The following is a 20,513-nucleotide window of genomic DNA, read 5'->3' on the forward strand; positions in this document are numbered from 1 at the left end:
TATTATTCAGGATGGGGTTCACGTTTAATGTCACTACCTGACTTACCCGGTAAAAAGTTCAGGTCGGCGCCGGTGTGCGCCTGCTGCACCGTCTGGATATAAAGGCTGGCGTAGCCGCGGGGATAATCAGGATATTCCTGCGGTCGGTTTTCTTTACGCTTGCTCAGTTCGCTCTCGCTGACGTGCAGCGTCAGCCGGCGCTCGCGGCAGTTCAGCTCAATCATGTCGCCGTTCTCCACCACCGCCAGGGTCCCGCCGATGGTCGATTCCGGGCTGACGTGCAGGACAATCGTGCCAAATGCGGTGCCCGACATGCGCCCGTCCGAGATACGCACCATATCGCGCACGCCCTGCTGCAGGATCTTCAGCGGCAGGCCAAAGTTGCCGACTTCCGGCATGCCCGGATATCCCTTTGGCCCCACGCCCTTCAGCACCAGAATATCGTCGGGCCGTACGTCCAGATCCGGGTCATTAATGCGCTGGTTATAATCTTCAATGTTCTCAAAAACGACCGCCCGCGCGGTGTGGTTGAGCAGCGCCGGCGTAGCGGCCGAAGGCTTTATCACCGCGCCGTCGGCGCAAAGGTTGCCCTTCAGCACAATCGTTCCGGCGTCATCGAGCAGCGCGTTTTGCCGCGATGCGATAACCCGCTGGTTCAAAATCGCCGCCTCGCGGTAGTTCTCCTCCAGCGTTTTGCCGTTGCACTGCAGCACCTGCGTATGCAGCTTGTCGGTAAGCTGGCCGATAACCGCCGGAACGCCGCCCGCGTAGTAGAAATCCTCCATCAGAAATTCTCCCGATGGTTTCAGATTCGCCAGCAGCGGAACGTTCTGGCTAAACCGATCAAAATCCTCCAGCGTCAGCGGCACTTCGATGCGCCCGGCAAGCGCCAGAAGGTGCAGGATAAAGTTGGTTGAGCCGCCGATTGCCGCATTGACGACGATGGCGTTCTGGAAAGCCTCGCGGGTCAGGATCTGCGACATGCGCAGATCCTCTTTCACCATCTCGACAATACGGCGACCGGACAGACGGGAGACCCGCCTGCGCGCGGCATCAACGGCGGGAATGGCGGCAGAACCCGGCAGCGACATGCCCAGCGCCTCAACCATGCAGGAGAGGGTGGACGCGGTGCCCATCGTATTGCAGGCGCCGGGGCTACGCGACATCGCGTTTTCCACCTCGTCAAACTCGGCCTGGCTCATGAGGCCCGCACGTAAATCCTCGCTAAACTTCCACAAATCGGTGCCGGAACCGATATCCGCCCCGCGATATTTGCCATTGAGCATCGGTCCGCCGCTCACCACCAGCGTCGGTAAATCAACGCTGGCCGCTCCCATCAGGCAGGATGGCGTCGTTTTGTCGCAGTTGGTGAGCAGCACCACGCCGTCAATGGGATTCCCACGAATCGACTCTTCAACATCCATGCTGGCAAGGTTGCGGAACAGCATGGTCGTCGGCTTCATTAGCGCTTCGCCGAGCGACATCACCGGGAATTCAAAAGCCACGCCGCCCGCCTCGAGAACGCCCATTTTGACCTGCTCGGCAAGATCGCGCAGATGCGCGTTGCAGGGGGTTAATTCAGACCAGGTATTACAAATCCCGATAACCGGGCGACCATCAAAAATATCATTGGGCAGCCCCTGATTTTTTAACCAGCTTCTGGCAATAAACCCTGATTTATCCTTGCGTCCAAACCACGTCTGGCTACGATATTTTTTCATTACGTTGCGCTCATTTTCCAGAAAAGGTGAGAGTTAGCGGCAGTGTAATTGATGTGGCGATCCCGTCAATTCGCGGCAGGATACGGGCGAAAGCCGCCGTTTGTGAGTGAGTAAATAAAATCTTCGCCCCCGCTCGCCCCACGCTTTTACGGGTAAAAGTCAAAAATCATCCACCGCTATTGATGGCTAAAATATTATTTAATATCAGTGCTATATAGTTAGGTTGCTTTTTTCTGGTTTCATATATAAAAGTTAAATTCCCGCGAATAAATCGCGAAAATGTGATCTGTATCGGAATAGCCGCGGCGGCCTGGCGCCACGCCTGCCGCGATAAGCCGCGCAAACGGTCAGCGGATCGGCTGCCGGACGTAAACCAGACTTTGCTCATTGCGGTTTGGTTGAGTAGCATTAGGCTCAATTTAATCGGACCACCGCGAGAATCCTGCATGCAAAACCGGCTGACCATCAAAGATATCGCGCGCTTAAGCGGCGTCGGGAAATCGACGGTATCGCGCGTGCTCAACAACGAAAGCGGCGTTAACGAGCGCACCCGCGAGCGGGTGGAAGCGGTAATGCAGCAGTACGGCTTCTCCCCCTCCCGCTCCGCGCGCGCGATGCGCGGCCAGAGCGACAAGGTGGTGGCGATTATCGTCACCCGTCTGGACTCGCTTTCAGAAAACCTCGCCGTGCAGACGATGCTGCCCGCTTTTTACGAGCAGGGTTACGATCCGATTATGATGGAAAGCCAGTTCTCCCCGGCGCTGGTTAGCGAGCACCTCAGGATCCTCGCCCGCCGCCACATCGACGGCGTGGTGCTATTCGGCTTTACCGGCATTACCGAAGAGATGCTCACGCCGTGGCGCGAAACCCTGGTGCTGCTGGCCCGCGACGCGCCGGGCTTTGCCTCGGTCTGCTACGACGACGACGGCGCGGTCAGGATGCTGATGCAGCGTCTCTACGATCGCGGCCATCGTCATATCAGCTTCCTCGGGGTGCCGCACAGCGACGTCACCACCGGCCAGCGCCGTCATCAGGCCTATCTCGATTTCTGCCAGCAGCACCGGCTCTCCCCTACCGCCGCGCTGCCGGGCCTGGCCATGAAGCAGGGTTATGAAAACGTCGCCAGCGTCCTCAACCCCGACAGCAGCGCCCTGCTTTGCGCCACCGATACCCTCGCCCTAGGCGCCAGCAAGTATTTGCAGGAACAGCGCATTGAAGGCCTGCAGATCGCCAGCGTCGGCAGCACGCCGCTGCTGAAGTTCCTGCACCCGGAAATTATCACCGTCGATCCGGGCTACGCCGAGGCCGGACGCCAGGCGGCGCGGCAGCTGATCGAGCAGATCGCCGGCAACGCCAACCCCCGTCAAATCGTCATTCCCGCGGCGCTGATTTAGTCCCGCCGGCAGGATTTATGTGATCGTGGTTGCGTTTCGGGAACGTTCCCATTTTGCAAACGAAGCGGAGCGGTTAGGATTCGTCTCAGGTCATTACGCAATCTCTTCCCTCTGTTTTGAGGCCTCACAATGAGTAAAGTAAATCAGCAGGACATCGATAAATTAATCGAACTGGTGGGCGGGCGCGACAACATCGCCACCGTCAGCCACTGTATTACCCGTCTGCGCTTTGTGCTGAATAATCCGGCCATCGCCAAACCGAAAGAAATTGAGCAGCTGCGCATGGTGAAGGGCTGCTTTACCAACGCCGGGCAGTTCCAGGTCGTAATTGGCACGGACGTGGACGATTACTACAAGGCGCTGCTGGCTACCACCGGCCAGGCATCTGCTGATAAAGAGCAGGCCAAACAGGCCGCGCGGCAGAACATGAAGTGGCACGAGCAGCTGATTTCGCACTTTGCCGAGATCTTCTTCCCGCTGCTGCCGGCGCTGATCAGCGGCGGCCTGATCCTCGGCTTCCGTAACGTGATCGGCGATCTGCCGATGAGCAACGGTCAGACGCTGGCGCAAATGCACCCGTCGCTGAAAACGATTTATGACTTTCTGTGGCTGATTGGCGAAGCCATCTTCTTCTATCTGCCGGTCGGCATCTGCTGGTCAGCGGTGAAGAAAATGGGCGGCACGCCGATCCTCGGCATCGTGCTGGGCGTCACGCTGGTTTCTCCCCAGCTGATGAACGCCTATATGCTCGGCCAGCAGGTACCGGAAGTATGGAACTTCGGCCTGTTTACCATCGCTAAAGTGGGCTATCAGGCGCAGGTGATCCCGGCGCTGCTGGCGGGCCTGGCGCTGGGCTTTATCGAAACGCGCATGAAGCGCATCGTGCCTGACTACCTCTACCTGGTAATAGTGCCGGTGTGCTCCCTGATCCTGGCGGTGTTCCTTGCTCACGCCTTTATCGGCCCGTTCGGCCGCATGATCGGCGACGGCGTGGCCTTTGCGGTGCGCCACCTGATGACCGGTAGCTTCGCGCCGATTGGCGCCGCGCTGTTCGGCTTCCTGTATGCGCCGCTGGTGATCACCGGCGTCCATCAGACCACGCTGGCTATCGATATGCAGATGATTCAGAGCATGGGCGGTACGCCGGTGTGGCCGCTGATTGCGCTCTCCAACATTGCCCAGGCCTCGGCAGTGGTCGGCATCATTATCGCCAGCCGCAAGCAGAATGAGCGTGAAATCTCCGTCCCTGCGGCCATCTCCGCCTATCTTGGCGTCACCGAGCCGGCGATGTACGGGATCAACCTCAAGTACCGCTTCCCGATGCTCTGCGCCATGATCGGCTCCGGCCTCGCCGGGCTGCTGTGCGGCCTGAACGGCGTGATGGCGAACGGGATCGGCGTCGGCGGCCTGCCGGGCATCCTCTCCATCCAGCCGACCTACTGGCAGGTTTACGGCCTGGCAATGGCTATCGCCGTCGTCGTGCCGATTGTTCTCACGACCTTCGTGTACCAGCGCAAATTCCGCCAGGGCACCTTGCAGATTGTCTGACTTTATCTTCCTTCCGGGGCGCGAAAGCGCCCCCTCGTTGTAGCAGGAAAGCACTATGAATACCCTTCCCCTCTGGTGGCAAAACGGCGTTATTTATCAAATCTATCCGAAGAGTTTCCAGGATACGACCGGCAGCGGTACCGGCGATCTGCGTGGGGTCACCGCGCGGCTCGACTACCTGCGCAAGCTCGGCGTGGACGCCATCTGGCTGACCCCGTTCTACGTCTCGCCGCAGGTGGATAACGGTTACGATGTGGCGAACTATACCGCCATCGATCCGGCCTACGGCACGCTGGCTGATTTTGACGAACTGGTGGCGCAGGCTAAAGCGCGCGGCATCCGTATCGTGCTGGATATGGTCTTCAACCATACCTCGACCGCCCACGCCTGGTTCCGCGAGTCGTTAAACAGAGAGAGCCCGTACCGCCAGTTTTATATCTGGCGCGACGGCGAGCCCACCACCCCGCCGAACAACTGGCGCTCGAAGTTCGGCGGCAACGCCTGGCAGTGGCACGCCGAAAGCGGCCAGTACTATCTGCACCTGTTCGCCGCCGAGCAGGCGGACCTCAACTGGGAAAACCCGGCCGTGCGCGCGGAGCTAAAAAAGGTCTGCGAATTCTGGGCCGATCGCGGCGTTGACGGCCTGCGCCTCGACGTGGTCAACCTGATCTCCAAAGACCAGTCCTTCCCGTCCGACGCCGAGGGCGATGGCCGCCGTTTTTATACCGACGGCCCGCGCGTGCACGAATTCCTGCAGGAGATGAGCCGCGACGTCTTCACCCCGCGCAATCTGATGACGGTCGGGGAAATGTCCTCCACCACCCTGGAACACTGCCAGCAGTACGCGGCGCAGGACGGCCGCGAGCTGTCAATGACCTTTAACTTCCATCACCTGAAGGTGGATTATCCCGGGGGCGAAAAATGGAGCCTCGCGCGTCCTGACTACGTGGCGCTGAAGGCGCTGTTCAGCCACTGGCAGCAGGGGATGCACAATCGGGCGTGGAACGCCCTGTTCTGGTGTAACCACGATCAGCCGCGCATCGTTTCGCGCTTCGGCGACGAGGGCGAATACCGGGTTCCGGCGGCCAAAATGCTGGCGATGGTGCTGCACGGTATGCAGGGCACCCCCTATATCTACCAGGGGGAAGAGATTGGCATGACCAATCCGCACTTCTCGCGTATCAGCGACTATCGCGACGTGGAAAGCCACAACATGTTTATTGAGCGTTCGGCACAGGGGCAGGCGCCCGACGAGCTGCTGGCGATTCTGGCCAGTAAATCCCGCGACAACAGCCGGACGCCGATGCAGTGGAACGGCCGCGAGAACGGCGGCTTCAGCGAGGGCGAACCGTGGATTGCGCTGTGCGATAACTACCGCGATATCAACGCCGAGGCGGCGCTGGCCGATCCTGATTCGGTGTTTTATGCCTATCAGCAGCTGATCGCGTTGCGCAAAACCACGCCGGTGCTGACCTGGGGCGACTATCTCGATCTTTGCGCGGAGCATCCGTCTCTGTGGTGCTATCGCCGGCAGTGGCAGGGGCAAACGCTGGTGGTAGTGGCCAACCTGAGTCGTGAATTCCAGAACTGGCAGCCGGATGAGATGGAGGGCGACTGGCAGGTATTGATGAGCAACTACGCGGAAGCGGCTAATCGCCCGGCGGCCATGACCCTGCGTCCGTTTGAAGCCGTGTGGTGGCTGCAGGCGTAAGAGCGACGCCCGGTCTCGCGCTGCGCTTAGCCGGGCTACGTTACGGTAGCCCGGGCTGGCGCAGCGCGCCGCCTTTGTCGTCAGGCTCTGTCGGCCGTTGACAGCGCGCTGCCGGCCTCCTGGCGCGTCGAGGCGTGCTCCTCTTTCGCCTTCAGGCGATCCCACGCCCGGAAGAACGGATAGTAAACCACCAGCGAAATCGTCAGGTTCACCACCTGCAGAATGGTCCCGGAAATATGCCCGCCCGTTGCCAGATAGCCGCTAATAAAAATCGGCGTGGTAAACGGCAGCGCAATCCCCGCCGGCGGAGCGACCAACCCGGTCGCCATCGCGGTATAGGAGACAATTACCAGCAGAACCGGCGTCAAAATAAACGGCAGGAAAAAATAGGGGTTCATCACCAGCGGAATACCGAACACCATCGGCTCGCTGATATTAAACAGCGCGCCGGGCGCGGCGATTTTCCCCAGCTGCTTCATCTGCTGGCTACGGCTTCTGAACAACATAAAGAGCACCAGCCCCAGCAGCGCCCCGGTACCGCCGGGAGCAATCCACAGATCGTAAAACTGCTGCGTAATGATATGCGGGATCGGCTGGCCGTTCTGGAACGCGGTGAGGTTTTCCGACATATTCGACAGCCACACCGGCTGAATAAACACCAGCACGATGGCATCGCCGTGCAGCCCCAGCGTCCACAGAATGCCGATCAGGATAACCGAGAAGATCATCCCCGGCAGCGTACCACCGACGTGGTGCATCGGAATGCCGATAATGGTGGCGATCATGCTGTTAATGTCGCCGAATGGCGAAGCTTCGACGATCAGGCGCAGCGCCAGCACCACCGCCAGCACGCAGAATCCGGGGATCAGCGCGAGGAACGATTTCGCCACCGCCGGCGGCACCCCGTCCGGCATGCGGATCACCAGGTTGCGGCCGGCGACAAAGCGATAAATCTCGGTAGATAACAGCGAAATAACGATGGCGACAAACAGCCCCTGGCTGCCCACCAGCCCGACCGGGATCACCCCTTTGACCACTTCCGCCGCGCCGTGCACCGGCGTAAACAGCGTACTTTGCGGGATCGTCATCACGAACGCGACCAGCGACATGGCCCCGGCGGTGAGCGGGTCAAGCGTGCGGTACTTCTCCGCCAGCCGGTAGGCAATCCCGAAGCTCGATATCAGCGCCATAATGTCGTAGGTCGCTTTAACCGGATAAAGCATTTTATCGCGCCAGACGTCGCCGAACAGACCGCTCATCATATCGGCATAGCCGGGAATGGGCAGATAGGCGAAAATCAGGAAAAATGAACCAATCAGCATAAACGGCATGTTCAAAATAATGCCGTCGCGCACCGACAGGACGTGCTTTTGCCCGGCGATTTTCAGCGCCGCGGGCATGACGTAACGTTCAATCCACGTAGTGTTCGACATGAGACGATCCCCAAAGGAAATAACGGTCAGTTAAATTGCGTCAGCCATTGACGGTTGATGGTTAAGACTTCGTCCAGCAGCGCCTGCGCGTCGGTGACGTTGCCCACCAGCGGGTTGGTCACCAGCGCCAGCAGCGCGCTATCGCGACAGCCGTGTACCGCGGCTTCAATGGTCAGCCGCTCAAAGGCCTTCACCTGCTGCGTCAGGCCGTTCATCGCCGGAGGCAGCGCGCCAAAGGTCAGCGGGCGGGCGCCCTGGGCATCAATAATGCTGTTGGTTTCCACCACCGCATCATCGTCCAGGCCGTGAATCGCCCCGTTGTTGCGGGTATTCACCACCATCTCTTTGCCGAGATTGTTATGAATCGCGTTGATTAACTCCACGGCCACTTCCGAGTAGTAAGCGCCGCCGCGGAAGCTGAGCTGCTCCGGCTTCTCATCGAGGGCCGGATTGGCGTACAGCTCGAACAGCTCCTGCTCGACCTTCATCACCTGCTCGGCGCGGGTGCCTTTGGTTTTTGCCGCGGCGATCTCCTCCGCCAGCATCGCCGGCGTCAGCCAGAAGTAGCGGTGATAGGGGCAGGGAATCGCGTTCAGCGCGCGCAGGAACGGCGCCGGCCACGGCAGCTCTTTAATATTGTTCATCGATAGCGCTTTGCCATCGCACAGCATGTCGATCACCTTACGGGTGACGTCTTCGCGCCCCTGCATCACTTTATGCACCCATACCATATGGTTGAGCCCGGCAAAGCGCAGGTTAACCTCTTCTTCTTTCGCGCCCAGCATGCCGGTAATCATGTGCTGCATATTAATCGGCACGTTGCACAGGCCGATAATCTTCGCCTTGCTGTAGCGGCTCACCGCCTCGGTGACAATCCCGGCCGGGTTGGTGAAGTTGAGGATAAACGCCTGCGGCGCCAGCTGCTCAACCTTGCGCGCCACCTCAAGGATCGCCGGGATCGTGCGCAGCGCTTTGGCGAATCCGCCCACGCCGGTGGTTTCCTGGCCCAGCAGGTTATACTTCAGCCCGAGACGCTCGTCGCTGGCCCGCGCCGCCAACTGCCCGACGCGCAGCTGGGTCAGCACGAAGCTGGCCCCGCGGATCGCCTCGTCCAGCGCAAAATGGACGCTGACTATGACGTGCTCCAGCCCCTTGCGGGTGAGCATCCGGCGCGTCAGCGCGGCGATAATTTCCACCTTCTCCCTGCCTGATTCAACGTCAACCAGCGCCAGCTCCGTTACCGGAAGCTGTTCATAACGAACGATAATTCCTTCAATAAGCTCCGGCGTATAGCTACTGCCGCCGCCAATGACGGCAATTTTTAGTGCTTGCATAGAGACCTCTTTCGGCATGCAGAAAGCCGCGCGCGGTCGACGTGAGCGCGCGTGATGGTTCCGGGATATAAGAGAAAAAAATCAGGGATTAAGCAGCGCGAGCGCCTTATCAAGCACCGCCGCGCCGCGCATCATGCCGTAGTCGGCCATATCGATCACCGCGACCGCTTTTCCGTGCGGAGCGGCCAGCGCGCTCAGGCGTCCGGCCTCATATTTCACCTGCGGTCCCAGCAGGATCACGTCGGCGTTGGCCAGCTCGCGCTCAAATTCCGCCACCGCCACCGCGTAGATATCCAGCGACAGCGCGCGCTGCTGCGCCTCGGCTTTCATCTTCGTCACCAGCATGCTGGTCGACATACCTGCTGCACAGCACAGAACGATTCGTTGCATGACCTCTCCCCCAGATGGATTTATAACCTCGCCCGTTAGGGCCTCAGCGAATATATTGTTAAGATTGTGTGAAAGTGAAGGCTATATGAAAATAATTTTCACCGATGTGATCGAAACGTAATTTTTGATCATTATTGCTCACGCCGTTTGCCCGATTAACGGCGAAACCATAGGAAATACCTTGGGCTGATGCTATAAATAGGCACAGGCGGTAAGTGAAAAATATTTTCAACATGATGTTCTGGAGAAAGGGACGGTCAGGATGGATATCGTAGGTCAGTTGCAGCAAGGGCTGGTGCGCTTTAGCACCCAGGAGTCGCGGGTTGCGGCGTTTATTCTGGAAAATTTGAGCTTTACCGCCAGCGCGTCCATCGATGAACTGGCCGCCAGCGCCGGCGTCAGTCCGGCCACCATCACCCGCTTCGCCCGCTCCGTTGGCTGCGAGGATATTCGCGATCTGCGCAAGCAGCTGGCGCAGGCCAGCGAGCGCCGGACCAGCTGGGTGAGCCCAAACAGCCACGCCCTGCCCGCCGCCTGGCGCGACAGGCTGAGCTATCTTGGCGATACGCTTACCCGACAGCTGGCGCAGACCTCGGAGGCGGCGGTCGAAAAGCTCAAATCTCGCCTGCTGACCGCGCGCGCCGTGCACTGCTTCGCGCTCGGCGCCCAGGATGTCGCGCTGGCCACGCTGCTGCAGCACCAGCTGCTGCCCTCCGGTATCGCCATCAACCTGTGCCAGGACAGCGCCCTGATGCGCATGACGGCCTCGACGCTGAGCAACGACCACCTGCTGCTGGTGCTGGTCACCGCCGGCGCGGACAATATTTTGCAAAGCGCGACCCTGCAGGCGCGAACCCAGGGGGTGACCATCATCGCCCTGACGCCGGAAAACCACGCGCTGGCCAACATGGCCGCCGGGATTATCCCGCTCCCCGATAGCCCGCAGCTGGCCCGCTACGCCCTGCTGCTGCTGGTCGATCTCCTTAACGATACGCTGATTGCCTGAGCCGCGATGCCCGCCGCCTGCGCGGGCGGCATCCGGGCATTTTTATGCTTGTTTTTTAAGCATATAAATTTACATTTAGCGCAAGCGCCCACCATCCGTACTCTCACCTTTTTACTTTGTCCTGCGTCAATAAAATCGCAAACATCTTTGATGCAAATCACTACATGTAGAACTTAAAATGCGTCCCGGCCCTACATATTGTATTAATCGTCTATTATGTCGGCACAGCCCATCGTATTTAGGCGGTGGTGGGATGTGGATAAAAAGGGCCGGAGCCGAAGGAAAACGGCGGCAGCTATAGCGCCTCGCGACCTCGGTATACCTTCCGCCTCTGTGGATAACCTGTTCTATAAAGTATGGAGTGATCATGACACCGCATGTGATGAAACGAGATGGCTGCAAAGTGCCGTTCAAGTCAGAGCGCATTAAAGAAGCAATTCTGCGTGCAGCTAAAGCAGCGGGAGTCGATGACGCAGACTATTGCGCCACCGTCGCAGAAGTCGTTAGCCAGCAAATGCAGAATCGGGCTCAGGTCGATATTAACGAAATCCAGACCGCCGTTGAGAATCAGCTGATGTCAGGCCCGTGGAAGCAGCTGGCTCGCGCCTATATTGAATATCGCCACGATCGCGATATCGAGCGTGAAAAACGCGGCCGCCTGAACCAGGAGATCCGCGGCCTGGTAGAGCAAACTAACTCGTCCCTGCTTAACGAAAACGCAAACAAAGACAGTAAGGTGATCCCCACCCAGCGCGACCTGCTGGCCGGGATTGTGGCCAAACACTACGCTCGCCAGCACCTGCTGCCGCGCGACGTGGTTCAGGCGCACGAACGCGGCGAGATCCACTATCACGATCTCGACTACTCGCCGTTCTTCCCGATGTTTAACTGCATGCTGATTGACCTCAAGGGCATGCTGACCCACGGCTTTAAAATGGGCAACGCCGAGATCGAGCCGCCGAAATCTATCTCTACCGCCACGGCGGTAACGGCGCAGATTATCGCCCAGGTCGCCAGCCATATTTACGGCGGGACCACCATCAACCGGATTGACGAAGTGCTGGCGCCGTTCGTGGCCGAGAGCTGCAAGAAGCATCGTAAAATCGCCGAAGAGTGGCAGATCCCCAACGCCGAAGAGTACGCCCGCTCGCGTACAGAGAAAGAGTGCTACGACGCCTTCCAGTCGCTGGAATACGAAGTGAATACCCTGCACACCGCCAACGGCCAGACGCCGTTCGTCACCTTTGGCTTTGGCCTCGGCACCAGCTGGGAATCGCGTCTGATTCAGCAATCGATTCTGCGCAACCGCATTGCCGGTCTGGGTAAAAACCGCAAAACCGCGGTGTTCCCGAAGCTGGTCTTCGCCATTCGCGACGGCCTGAACCACCGGTTCGGCGACGCCAACTACGACATCAAGCAGCTGGCGCTGGAGTGCGCGAGCAAGCGCATGTATCCGGATATCCTCAACTACGATCAGGTGGTGAAGGTCACCGGCTCGTTTAAAACGCCGATGGGCTGCCGCAGCTTCCTCGGGGTGTGGGAAAACGAGAACGGCGAGCAGGTTCACGATGGCCGCAACAACCTCGGCGTCATCAGCCTTAACCTGCCGCGGATCGCGCTGGAAGCCAAAGGCGACGAAGCCGCCTTCTGGACCCTGCTCGATAGCCGCCTGGAGCTGGCGCGTAAGGCCCTGATGACGCGTATTGCACGCCTCGAAGGGGTGAAGGCCCGCGTCGCGCCGATTCTGTATATGGAAGGCGCCTGCGGCGTACGCCTGAAGGCGGACGACGACGTGGCGGATATCTTTAAAAACGGCCGCGCGTCGATTTCGCTGGGCTATATCGGCATTCACGAAACCATCAACGCGCTCTCCGGCAACCAGCATATGTACGATAGCGACGCGCTGCGTGAGAAAGGCATCGCCATCGTCAAACGCATGCGCGACGCCGTGGAGCAGTGGAAGGAAGAGACCGGCTACGGCTTCAGCCTCTACAGCACGCCGAGTGAAAACCTGTGCGATCGCTTCTGTCGTCTCGATACCGCCGAGTTTGGCGTCATCAACGGCGTGACCGATAAGGGCTACTACACCAACAGTTTCCACCTCGACGTCGAGAAGAAGGTCAACCCTTACGACAAGATCGATTTTGAAGCGCCTTACCCGCCGCTGGCGAACGGCGGCTTCATCTGCTACGGCGAATACCCGAACATTCAGCACAACCTGAAGGCGCTGGAAGACGTCTGGGATTACAGCTACCAGCACGTGCCCTACTACGGAACCAACACGCCAATCGACGAGTGCTACGAGTGCGGCTTTACCGGCGAGTTCGAGTGCACCAGCAAAGGGTTTACCTGCCCGAAATGCGGCAACCACGACGCGGCCCGCGTCTCGGTGACCCGCCGCGTGTGCGGCTATCTCGGCAGCCCGGACGCCCGCCCGTTCAACGCCGGCAAGCAGGAAGAAGTTAAACGCCGCGTTAAGCATTTGGGTAACGGGCAGATCGGTTAATTTCGACAGTATTATTGCCCGGCAATGCGACGCTTTTCGCAAAGCAATTGGCGCCAGGACAAGGCGGCAAGCAAGCGAATCCCGGGGGAGCTTACATAAGTAAGTGACCCGGGTAAGCGAGCGTAGCCAACGCAGTAATGGCGTCAATTGAGAAACGAAAATGAATTACCATCAGTACTACCCGGTCGATATCGTCAACGGTCCCGGCACCCGCTGCACCCTGTTCGTCTCAGGCTGCGTCCACGAATGCCCCGGCTGCTATAACAAGAGTACATGGCGGCTCAACTCCGGCCTGCCGTTCACCACCGAGATGGCCGACCGCATCATCGCCGACCTCAACGACGCGCGCATTAAGCGCCAGGGAATCACCCTTTCCGGCGGCGATCCGCTGCACCCGCAGAACGTGTCGGAGATCCTCGCGCTGGTGCAGCGCATTCGCGCCGAGTGTCCCGGGAAGGATATCTGGATGTGGACGGGCTACAGGCTTGAGGAGCTCAACGACGCGCAGATGGCGGTGGTCGACCTGATTAACGTGCTGGTCGACGGCAAGTTCGTGCAGGATTTAAAAGACCCAATGCTTATCTGGCGCGGCAGCAGCAACCAGGTGGTGCATCATCTGCGCTAGCCGCGGTTAAAAGCGGCTGACGCACTCCATTGCCACGGTTTTAAATTCGTCAAAGCTGCCGGTGGCGGCAAGGCGGGTCATCGCGCGTTCGCGCAGGAAAGTCACGAAAATATCGTAGATCGCCATCGCCTCTTCATACTCGCTTTTGCTGATGGCCAGCAGGAAGATGATGTGGGCGGTCTCATCGCCCCAGACTATGCCGTTCGGGGCAATCACGGTGTAGACCACCGTTTTTTTCGCCAGCAGACCAAGGGCGTGCGGCAGCGCAATGCCGTCGCCGAGCATGGTGCTGACGATAGCCTCACGCTCGACAACGGAGTCATAGAACCCGGCGTCGACAAAACCCTCCTCCTGCAGCTGCCGGCACAGTTCGGCAAACAGCGTCTGGCGATCGACGGGGGTATCAATCACCCGGAAATGGGCCTCATCGAAATACTTATCCAGCATCCACGGACGGGTTCTGTCCACCAGCACCAGCTTGCCGATTTGATCCAGCTGATAATCCGTCGGGAACGGCGCAATGGTCACCACCGGCTTATCCTTTTCACCGATGCGCACGGTGGAAATAACAAAATCCTCGGCAACGGCCTCAAGCTGCTCGTACTCGCGCTGCGAAAGGGTGGCGGCAATTTCCAGCTGCGGATATTTACGCTGCAGGGTCGCTTCGATCATCCGCACCATCGCGTTGCTGGTATCGCACACCAGCAGCACGCGCGGCTGGCGCTGGTAGCCAATATTGTAATGACGCTCAAGGCCGACGCCGATGTGCAGCACCAGGAAACCGATCTCGTTTTCACTGATCGCATAGGGGGTGTATTTCCCCCAGCTGGAGACGGCCGCCAGGGTCATATCCCATGCCATCGGGTAGTGCTGCTTGATGTTATCCAGCAGCGGATTGGGGATCATGATCTGATAGCGCACCCGGGTGATCATGGTCTTAATATGGGTCAGCAGATCGGCGTGCAGCTGGGCGTCATCGAGCAGGTTGTAGTTATACTGGGTATTGATATAGCGCAGGATGTAGTTCACCAGCGCTTCGTCGTCATCGGCGCTGATGGTGCCCGGATCAACGTCCTGCACCTGGCGGGCGGCAAGGTGCACGCACAGCCACTCCTCTTCCGCCGCGGAGAGCGCCTTCCCCGCCAGCTGCTGCAGCATCCCGACCAGCTCCCGGGCGGCATCGCGCACGTTCTGGGCCACATCTTCAGCGCTAAATTCTGCCAGCGGGTAGCCCTCGCTGGCGCGGCGCACCACCACCGTGCTGTAGAGGCGGATAAAGCGCTCGCCTTCATCCGTCAGACGGACGTGGTGGCGGGTAAGGATCTCCTGCAGCTCGCGCGCCAGCCGTTCCGACACCTCCGCGCTCAGCCCGCCTTTATCGACCGGCAGAGGCAATCCCCCCTGCTGCGACTGCTCCCACAGGAGATCGGTCAGGCAGGCGCGAATCGACACTTCGCTGCCGAACAGCTTCATGCCGTGACGCGGGCGAGTCTCCAGGGTCAGCTGGTAACGCTGGAAACGTTCGCGCACGTCCACCATATCGCTCTGCAACGTGGCGCGGCTGACGAACCACTCGTCCGCAAGGTCTTCGAGCTTTAGCGAGAAGGCGGAGGTCAAAAAGCGCACCAGCAGAAAGTTAATGCGATCCTGCGCGGTACGCGGAATATGCTGCGCTTTCGGCGCCGTCTCCTCCAGCGTCCGGTACAGCGTCGGATCGTCGACTTTGAGCTGATAGCCGCTGCCGCGGATAAGCAGAAACTGCGCCCCGTAGGGCAACAGCAGCGCGTTAAGCGCCGTAATATCGGCGCGTACGGTACGGGTAGAAACTGACAGCCGCTGCGCCAGTTCATCCTGCGGCAGCGTTTCGTTTTGCAGCAGGCTAAACAGCTGTGCTAAACGTTGGTTGGGAAATCGCATGTCAGTTCCTTCATCTTTACGGCTCAAGGTTGAGCGGATATCACCATCTGTGACGGGCTGCCTACCGGAGTATAGTCCGGGGCAAACGTCAGCCTGCCGCTCTGAGGCGCCACGCTGAAACGGGTAATATTATCGCTACGCTGGTTCATGACGTACAGCCACTGCCCCTGATTATCCAGCGTGAGCGTTCGTGGGTAGTCCCCGCGCGTCCAGACATCTTCCTGATGGCTCAGGCTACCGTCCGCCATCACGCTAAAGTGCGCGATGCTGTTATGCAGGCGGTTCGCCACGTACAGCTGCCTGCCGTCGGCGCTCAGCGCCAGGCCGGCGGCAAAGCTGGTGCCTTTATACCCCTTCGGCAGCGCGGAAATCGTTTTGCCCTCGCGCAGCAGGCCGCTGGCCTTATCAAGATGATAGAAGGTTAGCGTCGAGGACTCTTCGTTAATCAGCCACAGCCCGTCGCCCTTCGGCGTGAAGACAAAGTGACGCGGCCCGGCACCCGGCGAAGATGCGGAGATAAACGGCGGATCGTTTGGCGTCAGCTTGCCGCTGGCGCTGTCCATCCGGTACTGATAGATCCGATCCAGCCCCAGATCGGTGGAGTAAACGTATTTCCCGCTGGGATCGGCCGAGATCATATGGGCGTGGGGGCCGTTATGGTCGCTAATGGCGAAGCTGCCCTCAACGGCCGCCGCCGGGCGCGCCGCGCCGGCCGGTCCCTGATCCTGATGAACGTCCACCGCCTCGCCCAGGCGACCGTCTTCCTGCACCGGCAGCACGGCAGTCGTGCCGCTAACGTAGTTTGCCACCAGCAGATGGCGACCGTCCGGCGTCAGGGAGAGATAAACCGGCCCGGCCCCGCCGGAAGAGACCTGGTTTAGCTCGCTCAGCTCGCCGTTAGCCCCCACGCGCCACGCCTGCACCGCGCCCTTTTCCACTTCGCTGGCGGCGTACAGGGTTTTGCCATCGCGCGAAACGGTGAGCTGCGCGACGTTGGGCAGGGAGCTGACCAGCGTTCTGTTGCTCAACGCGCCGGTTTTCGCCTCGACGGTAAAGCGATACAGTCCTTCACCGTTGGGGTTGTAGGTGCCGACCCAGGCGTACTGCGCCTGGGCGCAGGTGCTGGCGGCGAGCAGGGAAAGTGAAGCAACAAGCAGGTGACGAGCGGCAGGCATAGTGACTCCTTGATGGTTCGGTAGGGTAAGGTGGCTGTCCCCCGCCCCGCCCTTGCGGCGGGGTTCGGGGGACGGCAGGGCAATGACTATTTAACCAGCGCCCTGGTCATCTCCAGCAGCTGACGCACGTCCGCCGGACGAGTGTTGCCGCTCTCTTTATCGATAATAGAGCTGTAGATGTGAGGGATGATTTTGCTGACGCCGGCGTCCAGCGCGATCTGCAGGATCTCGCCGTAGTTTTGCAGATCGATCCCACCGGTCGGCTCCAGCCAGAAATCGTGGCGGGCGCAGGCCTGAGCGACGGCGAGGTACTCATCGCGATGCTTCAGGCCGCCCATCGGGAAGTATTTTATCGAGCTGCCGCCCATGTCTTTTAGCAACGCAATGGCGGTTTCCAGCGGCACGATCCCGTCCGCCGCGCCGCTGCTCAGCGGGCCGGTGGAGATCTTCACCATCCCCGGCGTGCCGGTCGGCGACACCAGGCCGTTGACGACGGTTTCGCTCTGCCCCAGCAGCGCGCGGCTGGTGCCGACGCCGGTAAAGACCTGGTTGACGTGCTGCGGCTGCACCTGGCGGGAGATCTCGCTGACCATCGCCGACTGGTTTGGATCCCCCGCGCCGAGGCCCACCGACAGCGCGTTATCGATAAGCCGGGCGTATTCACGCATATCGGCCACCGCGCTCGCCACGTCCGGATAGTTTTTAGAGAGCACGCCGACCAGAACATGACCTTCCGCCGCTTCGTAGATGTCGCGGGCGTTGTCTTTGCTGCCCGCCAGGACGTTCAGGCACACGCGATCGCGGTAAAAATTCGGGGTCAGTTTCATGCTTTCTTCTCCATGTTCAGAACTTCGCCGATGCGGCGGGAGACGATCTCCAGCTGCTGTGCGGTAACGCTGCGCACGTCGGCCTCAATAATGCCTTCGTTGGCCTTATAGCCGCGGAAGTAGATGGCGTATTCGCCCTGCTTCAGCGCCTCAACCAGCTCGCCGGTGGCGATGCCGGTCACGGCTTCAGTAAATTTAATTTCCGCGCGCGCGATATCGCGACCGGCGCTATCCCATACCACCCGGGCGCTCACCCCGGAGAGGGCGTTGAGCTGGTCAATGAACGGCGTCATCTTCGCCACCATCTCATCGCCGCTCTCCTTGCGGGCGGTCAGATAGTGTTCAATCGCGCAGGTCAGGCCAAGAATCCCCTCTTTACCGACCTTCATCGCCCGGCCAATGCCGGCAGACTGGCGTTTAACCCACTCCACGTACTGCGTTTTACCGACCACCAGGCCGCTGGTTGGGCCCTCAATCGCTTTGGCGCCGCTGTAAATTACCAGGTCGGCGCCGGCGCTGTAGTAACACTGCAGATCTTCTTCCGCCGCCGCATCAACGATCAGCGGCAGGTTGTGCTTACGCGCCACTACGACCGCCTGCTCAACGCTGAGCATGCTTTTCTGCACGCAGTGGTGAGATTTGATGTAGAGGATCGCCGCGGTGCGCGGAGTGATCGCCGCTGCCAGCTGATCGGCGGAACATTCGTTGGCGTAGCCGGCTTCCACCAGCCTGCCGCCGCCCAGCGCGACCATCGTTCCCACCGGCGCGCCGAAGTTAACGTTATGGCCTTTCGGCAGGACGATTTCGTTGTTTTCGATCGGGGTGACGTGGAGGTTTTCCAGCAGCCAGCTGCTGTCTTTCACCAGCACCGCCGCCACCGACTGGGCGATCCCCGCGGAGGCGCAGGAGACAACCGTCGCCCCTTCCACCTCCAGCAGGTTCGCGATGTACTCACCGGTCTTATTGACCAGGTCTTTCATTTCGAAGTAGTGATTCATGCCGCTCATTACGGCTTCAACCACCTCAGGACGCGGCGTGGATACGCCCAGCGCCGTCATGCGGCCTGATGTATTAATAACTTGTTTTAAATTGTATTTTTCAAAAATCGAAGGCATTTTCCGCGCTCCCTTGTTCGGTCAGATAGCCCTTGCCCGCGCGAATCGCAGCAAGCGGCACCAGAATATTGTCAGCCTGCAGGCTCTCTTTTTCGGCGTCGACCAGTAGCGTCGGCGCATGCTGCAGGGTAAAGAGGGTTAAATCAGCGTCGTAGCCCACGGCCAGACGCCCTTTTTGCGTCAGGCGCAGCCCGTCAGCGGCGCTGGCGGTAACGCACTCCACCACCTGCGGTAGCGACATGCCGATGGCGAGAAACTTCGACATCACCAGCGCCAGCGAACGTACCGGGCCGTCAATACGGTTGCGGCAGTAGATGTCGGAGCTAATGGTCTGCGGCAGAATGCCCATCGCTATCGCCCGGCGCGCCACCTCAAAGCTGAAGCTGGCGGTACCGTGGCCGACGTCAAGGCGCACGCCGCGCTTCAGGGCGCGGGTCACGGAGGCGCGCAGCTCGCCGGAAGCGGTCAGAATGCGGTTCGGCTTGCCGTTATAGCAGTGGGTGATGATGTCTCCCGCGCCCAGCAGGTCGGCAATTTCGTCGAGGTTCGGCGGATTATTGCCGATGTGCACCATCAGCGGCAGGTCGCCATTTTCGCGCTGCATCGCCTTCGCCCGTTCCAGGGGGGTAATTCCGTTGTCGCCGACCACGCTGCTGCTCATTCGCGCCTTCAGGCCGACGATAAAATCAGGGTGGCGCTTCACCGCCTGGGTCACCGCTTCGGCATCGACGTTGGCCATATTGGCCAGCTCGTTCTGGGCAATCAGCCCGACGCGGGAGATGTTGAGCAGCGCCAGGACCTCGGTGGCCGCGCTGCGGGTCAGCTGATAAAAATCGTCGATATCGTCCGCCCCGGTGCTGCCCGCATCAATCACCGTGGTGACGCCGGTGGCGATGCCCACGCTGTCCGGCTGGTCGTGATAAATCGGCGAGTTCGGGTAGCAGTGAACGTGGGAATCAATCCAGCCGGCGCTGGCGTAATAGCTGCCGTCCAGCTCAATGGTTTTGCGCGCAGGCGCGCTAATCTCGCCCAGCGCCGCAATTTTCCCGTCCTGAATGGCGATATCGATCAGGGTATCGTCGACGAGGTGCGCACGGCGCAGGAGTAAATCAAACATGGGTCTCTCCTGTTAAAGCGGGCGCTCACGCGCCCGCAGGACTTAACCAATAGCAATCGGGAAAAGGGAACCGAGGATCATCGCGCCAAGGATGGCGCCGCCGGTGATCGGCTTCTGCCAGATGTAAAACAGCAGGGCGCCAACCAGAGAACCGATACCGATAGGAATCGATGCGGTCATCGCGCTGAGGATAATCAGCGGCCCGAGGAAGCGGCCCGAGGCGTTACCTGCTCCCATCATGACGTCGGCACCGTAGGTGGAGTCGCTCTGATTGATGGTGAACTTACGCGCCAGAATAATGATGTAGCCAACGGCCAGGCCCAGCGCCAGGCCGGTAGCCAGCGAGGCGGCAAAGTTGGCCACCGGGAAGACGAAGCCCGCCCCCAGCAGCAGCGCCGGCACGCCGAGGCCGATACCGGTTTGAATCGCGCCGCCGATATCGAGGATCCCCACCAGCGAGCCTTCAATGATGCGCGCAAACAGGAAGCTGGCGCCAAACGCCGCGACCGCCCCGTAGGCGCCGGTATCAATGCCCGCTTTCAGCATGGCCACGAAGGCCACTTCGTTAAACGCGCCGATGCCGTAGAGGTAGTACATGTGTGTCCCGGCGAAGACGCCGGAGGAGAGCAGGCCAACAAAGATCGGGAACGACCAGTCGGCATACCAAAAACCTTTATTCTGTTCCATTTAGAGG

Annotated in this window: 16 protein-coding genes; 6 read left to right on the forward strand and 10 right to left on the reverse strand. The window is 59.9% G+C overall.

The genetic code is table 11. The annotated features are described in order from the left end of the window. Positions 1 to 2 precede the first annotated feature (2 nt). Positions 3 to 1,721, reverse strand: coding sequence for an IlvD/Edd family dehydratase (locus GO007_RS23865; protein ID WP_095104303.1), 1,719 nt, complete (start codon positions 1,719 to 1,721; stop codon positions 3 to 5). A 446-nt stretch (positions 1,722 to 2,167) separates the two neighbouring features. Here GO007_RS23865 and treR point away from each other — a divergent pair, with 446 nt between their 5' ends. The 3 genes from treR (at position 2,168) to treC (ending at position 6,374) form a co-directional block, all read left to right on the forward strand. Beyond that, the gene (treR, locus tag GO007_RS23870; RefSeq protein WP_095104305.1) at positions 2,168 to 3,115 is read left to right on the forward strand and encodes a trehalose operon repressor TreR; all 948 of its coding nucleotides are present in this window, start codon (positions 2,168 to 2,170) and stop codon (positions 3,113 to 3,115) included. Between the two features lie 129 nt (positions 3,116 to 3,244). Further along, positions 3,245 to 4,663 carry a PTS trehalose transporter subunit IIBC gene (treB, locus tag GO007_RS23875; protein WP_095104306.1) on the forward strand — a complete coding sequence of 473 codons (1,419 nt, stop codon included), beginning with the start codon at positions 3,245 to 3,247 and terminating at the stop codon, positions 4,661 to 4,663. A gap of 55 nt (positions 4,664 to 4,718) precedes the next feature. Further along, complete coding sequence (treC, locus tag GO007_RS23880) at positions 4,719 to 6,374, forward strand: alpha,alpha-phosphotrehalase (RefSeq protein WP_095104309.1); 1,656 nt, start codon at positions 4,719 to 4,721, stop codon at positions 6,372 to 6,374. A gap of 80 nt (positions 6,375 to 6,454) precedes the next feature. Here the strand turns inward: treC and celB are convergent, their stop codons facing one another. The 3 genes from celB to GO007_RS23895 form a co-directional block, all read right to left on the reverse strand. Beyond that, positions 6,455 to 7,807, reverse strand: coding sequence for a PTS cellobiose transporter subunit IIC (gene celB / locus GO007_RS23885; RefSeq protein ID WP_095104311.1), 1,353 nt, complete (start codon positions 7,805 to 7,807; stop codon positions 6,455 to 6,457). Positions 7,808 to 7,833: 26 nt separating this feature from the next. Further along, complete coding sequence (locus GO007_RS23890) at positions 7,834 to 9,141, reverse strand: 6-phospho-beta-glucosidase (RefSeq protein WP_095104312.1); 1,308 nt, start codon at positions 9,139 to 9,141, stop codon at positions 7,834 to 7,836. A gap of 81 nt (positions 9,142 to 9,222) precedes the next feature. Continuing rightward, positions 9,223 to 9,531, reverse strand: a complete 309-nt coding sequence (locus GO007_RS23895) for a PTS sugar transporter subunit IIB (RefSeq protein ID WP_095104313.1) — start codon at positions 9,529 to 9,531, stop codon at positions 9,223 to 9,225. A 262-nt stretch (positions 9,532 to 9,793) separates the two neighbouring features. Between GO007_RS23895 and GO007_RS23900 the strand changes: the two genes are divergently transcribed. From GO007_RS23900 to nrdG, 3 genes are all read left to right on the forward strand, one after another. Continuing rightward, entirely contained in the window at positions 9,794 to 10,537 is a 744-nt protein-coding gene (locus tag GO007_RS23900; RefSeq protein ID WP_095104315.1) for a MurR/RpiR family transcriptional regulator, read from the forward strand. A gap of 367 nt (positions 10,538 to 10,904) precedes the next feature. Next, the gene (gene nrdD / locus GO007_RS23905) at positions 10,905 to 13,043 is read left to right on the forward strand and encodes an anaerobic ribonucleoside-triphosphate reductase (RefSeq protein ID WP_095104316.1); all 2,139 of its coding nucleotides are present in this window, start codon (positions 10,905 to 10,907) and stop codon (positions 13,041 to 13,043) included. Between the two features lie 160 nt (positions 13,044 to 13,203). Next, entirely contained in the window at positions 13,204 to 13,668 is a 465-nt protein-coding gene (gene nrdG, locus GO007_RS23910; RefSeq protein ID WP_095104317.1) for an anaerobic ribonucleoside-triphosphate reductase-activating protein, read from the forward strand. A gap of 6 nt (positions 13,669 to 13,674) precedes the next feature. Here nrdG and GO007_RS23915 read toward each other — a convergent pair whose 3' ends face one another. The 6 genes from GO007_RS23915 to GO007_RS23940 form a co-directional block, all read right to left on the reverse strand. Then, the gene (locus GO007_RS23915) at positions 13,675 to 15,585 is read right to left on the reverse strand and encodes a BglG family transcription antiterminator (protein ID WP_095104318.1); all 1,911 of its coding nucleotides are present in this window, start codon (positions 15,583 to 15,585) and stop codon (positions 13,675 to 13,677) included. 23 nt (positions 15,586 to 15,608) lie between these two features. Further along, complete coding sequence (locus GO007_RS23920) at positions 15,609 to 16,760, reverse strand: lactonase family protein (RefSeq protein ID WP_095104319.1); 1,152 nt, start codon at positions 16,758 to 16,760, stop codon at positions 15,609 to 15,611. Between the two features lie 86 nt (positions 16,761 to 16,846). Continuing rightward, complete coding sequence (gene dagF / locus GO007_RS23925) at positions 16,847 to 17,587, reverse strand: 2-dehydro-3-deoxy-phosphogluconate aldolase (protein ID WP_041143765.1); 741 nt, start codon at positions 17,585 to 17,587, stop codon at positions 16,847 to 16,849. Continuing rightward, a complete protein-coding gene (locus GO007_RS23930; RefSeq protein WP_095104321.1) occupies positions 17,584 to 18,702 on the reverse strand; it encodes a DgaE family pyridoxal phosphate-dependent ammonia lyase in 1,119 nt (372 codons plus the stop codon). The genes dagF and GO007_RS23930 overlap by 4 nt, the downstream gene beginning before the upstream one ends. Next, a complete protein-coding gene (locus GO007_RS23935; protein WP_095104323.1) occupies positions 18,686 to 19,819 on the reverse strand; it encodes an amidohydrolase/deacetylase family metallohydrolase in 1,134 nt (377 codons plus the stop codon). The genes GO007_RS23930 and GO007_RS23935 overlap by 17 nt, the downstream gene beginning before the upstream one ends. A 42-nt stretch (positions 19,820 to 19,861) precedes the next feature. Then, a complete protein-coding gene (locus tag GO007_RS23940; protein ID WP_032689791.1) occupies positions 19,862 to 20,506 on the reverse strand; it encodes a DUF4310 family protein in 645 nt (214 codons plus the stop codon). Between the last annotated feature and the right edge of the window lie 7 nt (positions 20,507 to 20,513).

Origin of the sequence: Klebsiella sp. 10-1 (assembly GCF_009758445.1) — a bacterium.
Lineage (GTDB): Bacteria > Pseudomonadota > Gammaproteobacteria > Enterobacterales > Enterobacteriaceae > Klebsiella > Klebsiella scottii.

What these genes read in the sequence shown, in the direction of transcription:
- nrdG (WP_095104317.1), top strand. Translation starts at nt 13,204, where the DNA reads ATGAATTACCATCAGTACTACCCGGTCGATATCGTCAACGGTCCCGGC.
- dagF (WP_041143765.1), bottom strand. Translation starts at nt 17,587, where the DNA reads ATGAAACTGACCCCGAATTTTTACCGCGATCGCGTGTGCCTGAACGTC.
- GO007_RS23895 (WP_095104313.1), bottom strand. Translation starts at nt 9,531, where the DNA reads ATGCAACGAATCGTTCTGTGCTGTGCAGCAGGTATGTCGACCAGCATG.
- GO007_RS23900 (WP_095104315.1), top strand. Translation starts at nt 9,794, where the DNA reads ATGGATATCGTAGGTCAGTTGCAGCAAGGGCTGGTGCGCTTTAGCACC.
- treR (WP_095104305.1), top strand. Translation starts at nt 2,168, where the DNA reads ATGCAAAACCGGCTGACCATCAAAGATATCGCGCGCTTAAGCGGCGTC.
- treB (WP_095104306.1), top strand. Translation starts at nt 3,245, where the DNA reads ATGAGTAAAGTAAATCAGCAGGACATCGATAAATTAATCGAACTGGTG.
- GO007_RS23935 (WP_095104323.1), bottom strand. Translation starts at nt 19,819, where the DNA reads ATGTTTGATTTACTCCTGCGCCGTGCGCACCTCGTCGACGATACCCTG.
- GO007_RS23865 (WP_095104303.1), bottom strand. Translation starts at nt 1,721, where the DNA reads ATGAAAAAATATCGTAGCCAGACGTGGTTTGGACGCAAGGATAAATCA.
- treC (WP_095104309.1), top strand. Translation starts at nt 4,719, where the DNA reads ATGAATACCCTTCCCCTCTGGTGGCAAAACGGCGTTATTTATCAAATC.
- GO007_RS23890 (WP_095104312.1), bottom strand. Translation starts at nt 9,141, where the DNA reads ATGCAAGCACTAAAAATTGCCGTCATTGGCGGCGGCAGTAGCTATACG.
- GO007_RS23920 (WP_095104319.1), bottom strand. Translation starts at nt 16,760, where the DNA reads ATGCCTGCCGCTCGTCACCTGCTTGTTGCTTCACTTTCCCTGCTCGCC.
- nrdD (WP_095104316.1), top strand. Translation starts at nt 10,905, where the DNA reads ATGACACCGCATGTGATGAAACGAGATGGCTGCAAAGTGCCGTTCAAG.
- GO007_RS23940 (WP_032689791.1), bottom strand. Translation starts at nt 20,506, where the DNA reads ATGGAACAGAATAAAGGTTTTTGGTATGCCGACTGGTCGTTCCCGATC.
- celB (WP_095104311.1), bottom strand. Translation starts at nt 7,807, where the DNA reads ATGTCGAACACTACGTGGATTGAACGTTACGTCATGCCCGCGGCGCTG.
- GO007_RS23915 (WP_095104318.1), bottom strand. Translation starts at nt 15,585, where the DNA reads ATGCGATTTCCCAACCAACGTTTAGCACAGCTGTTTAGCCTGCTGCAA.
- GO007_RS23930 (WP_095104321.1), bottom strand. Translation starts at nt 18,702, where the DNA reads ATGCCTTCGATTTTTGAAAAATACAATTTAAAACAAGTTATTAATACA.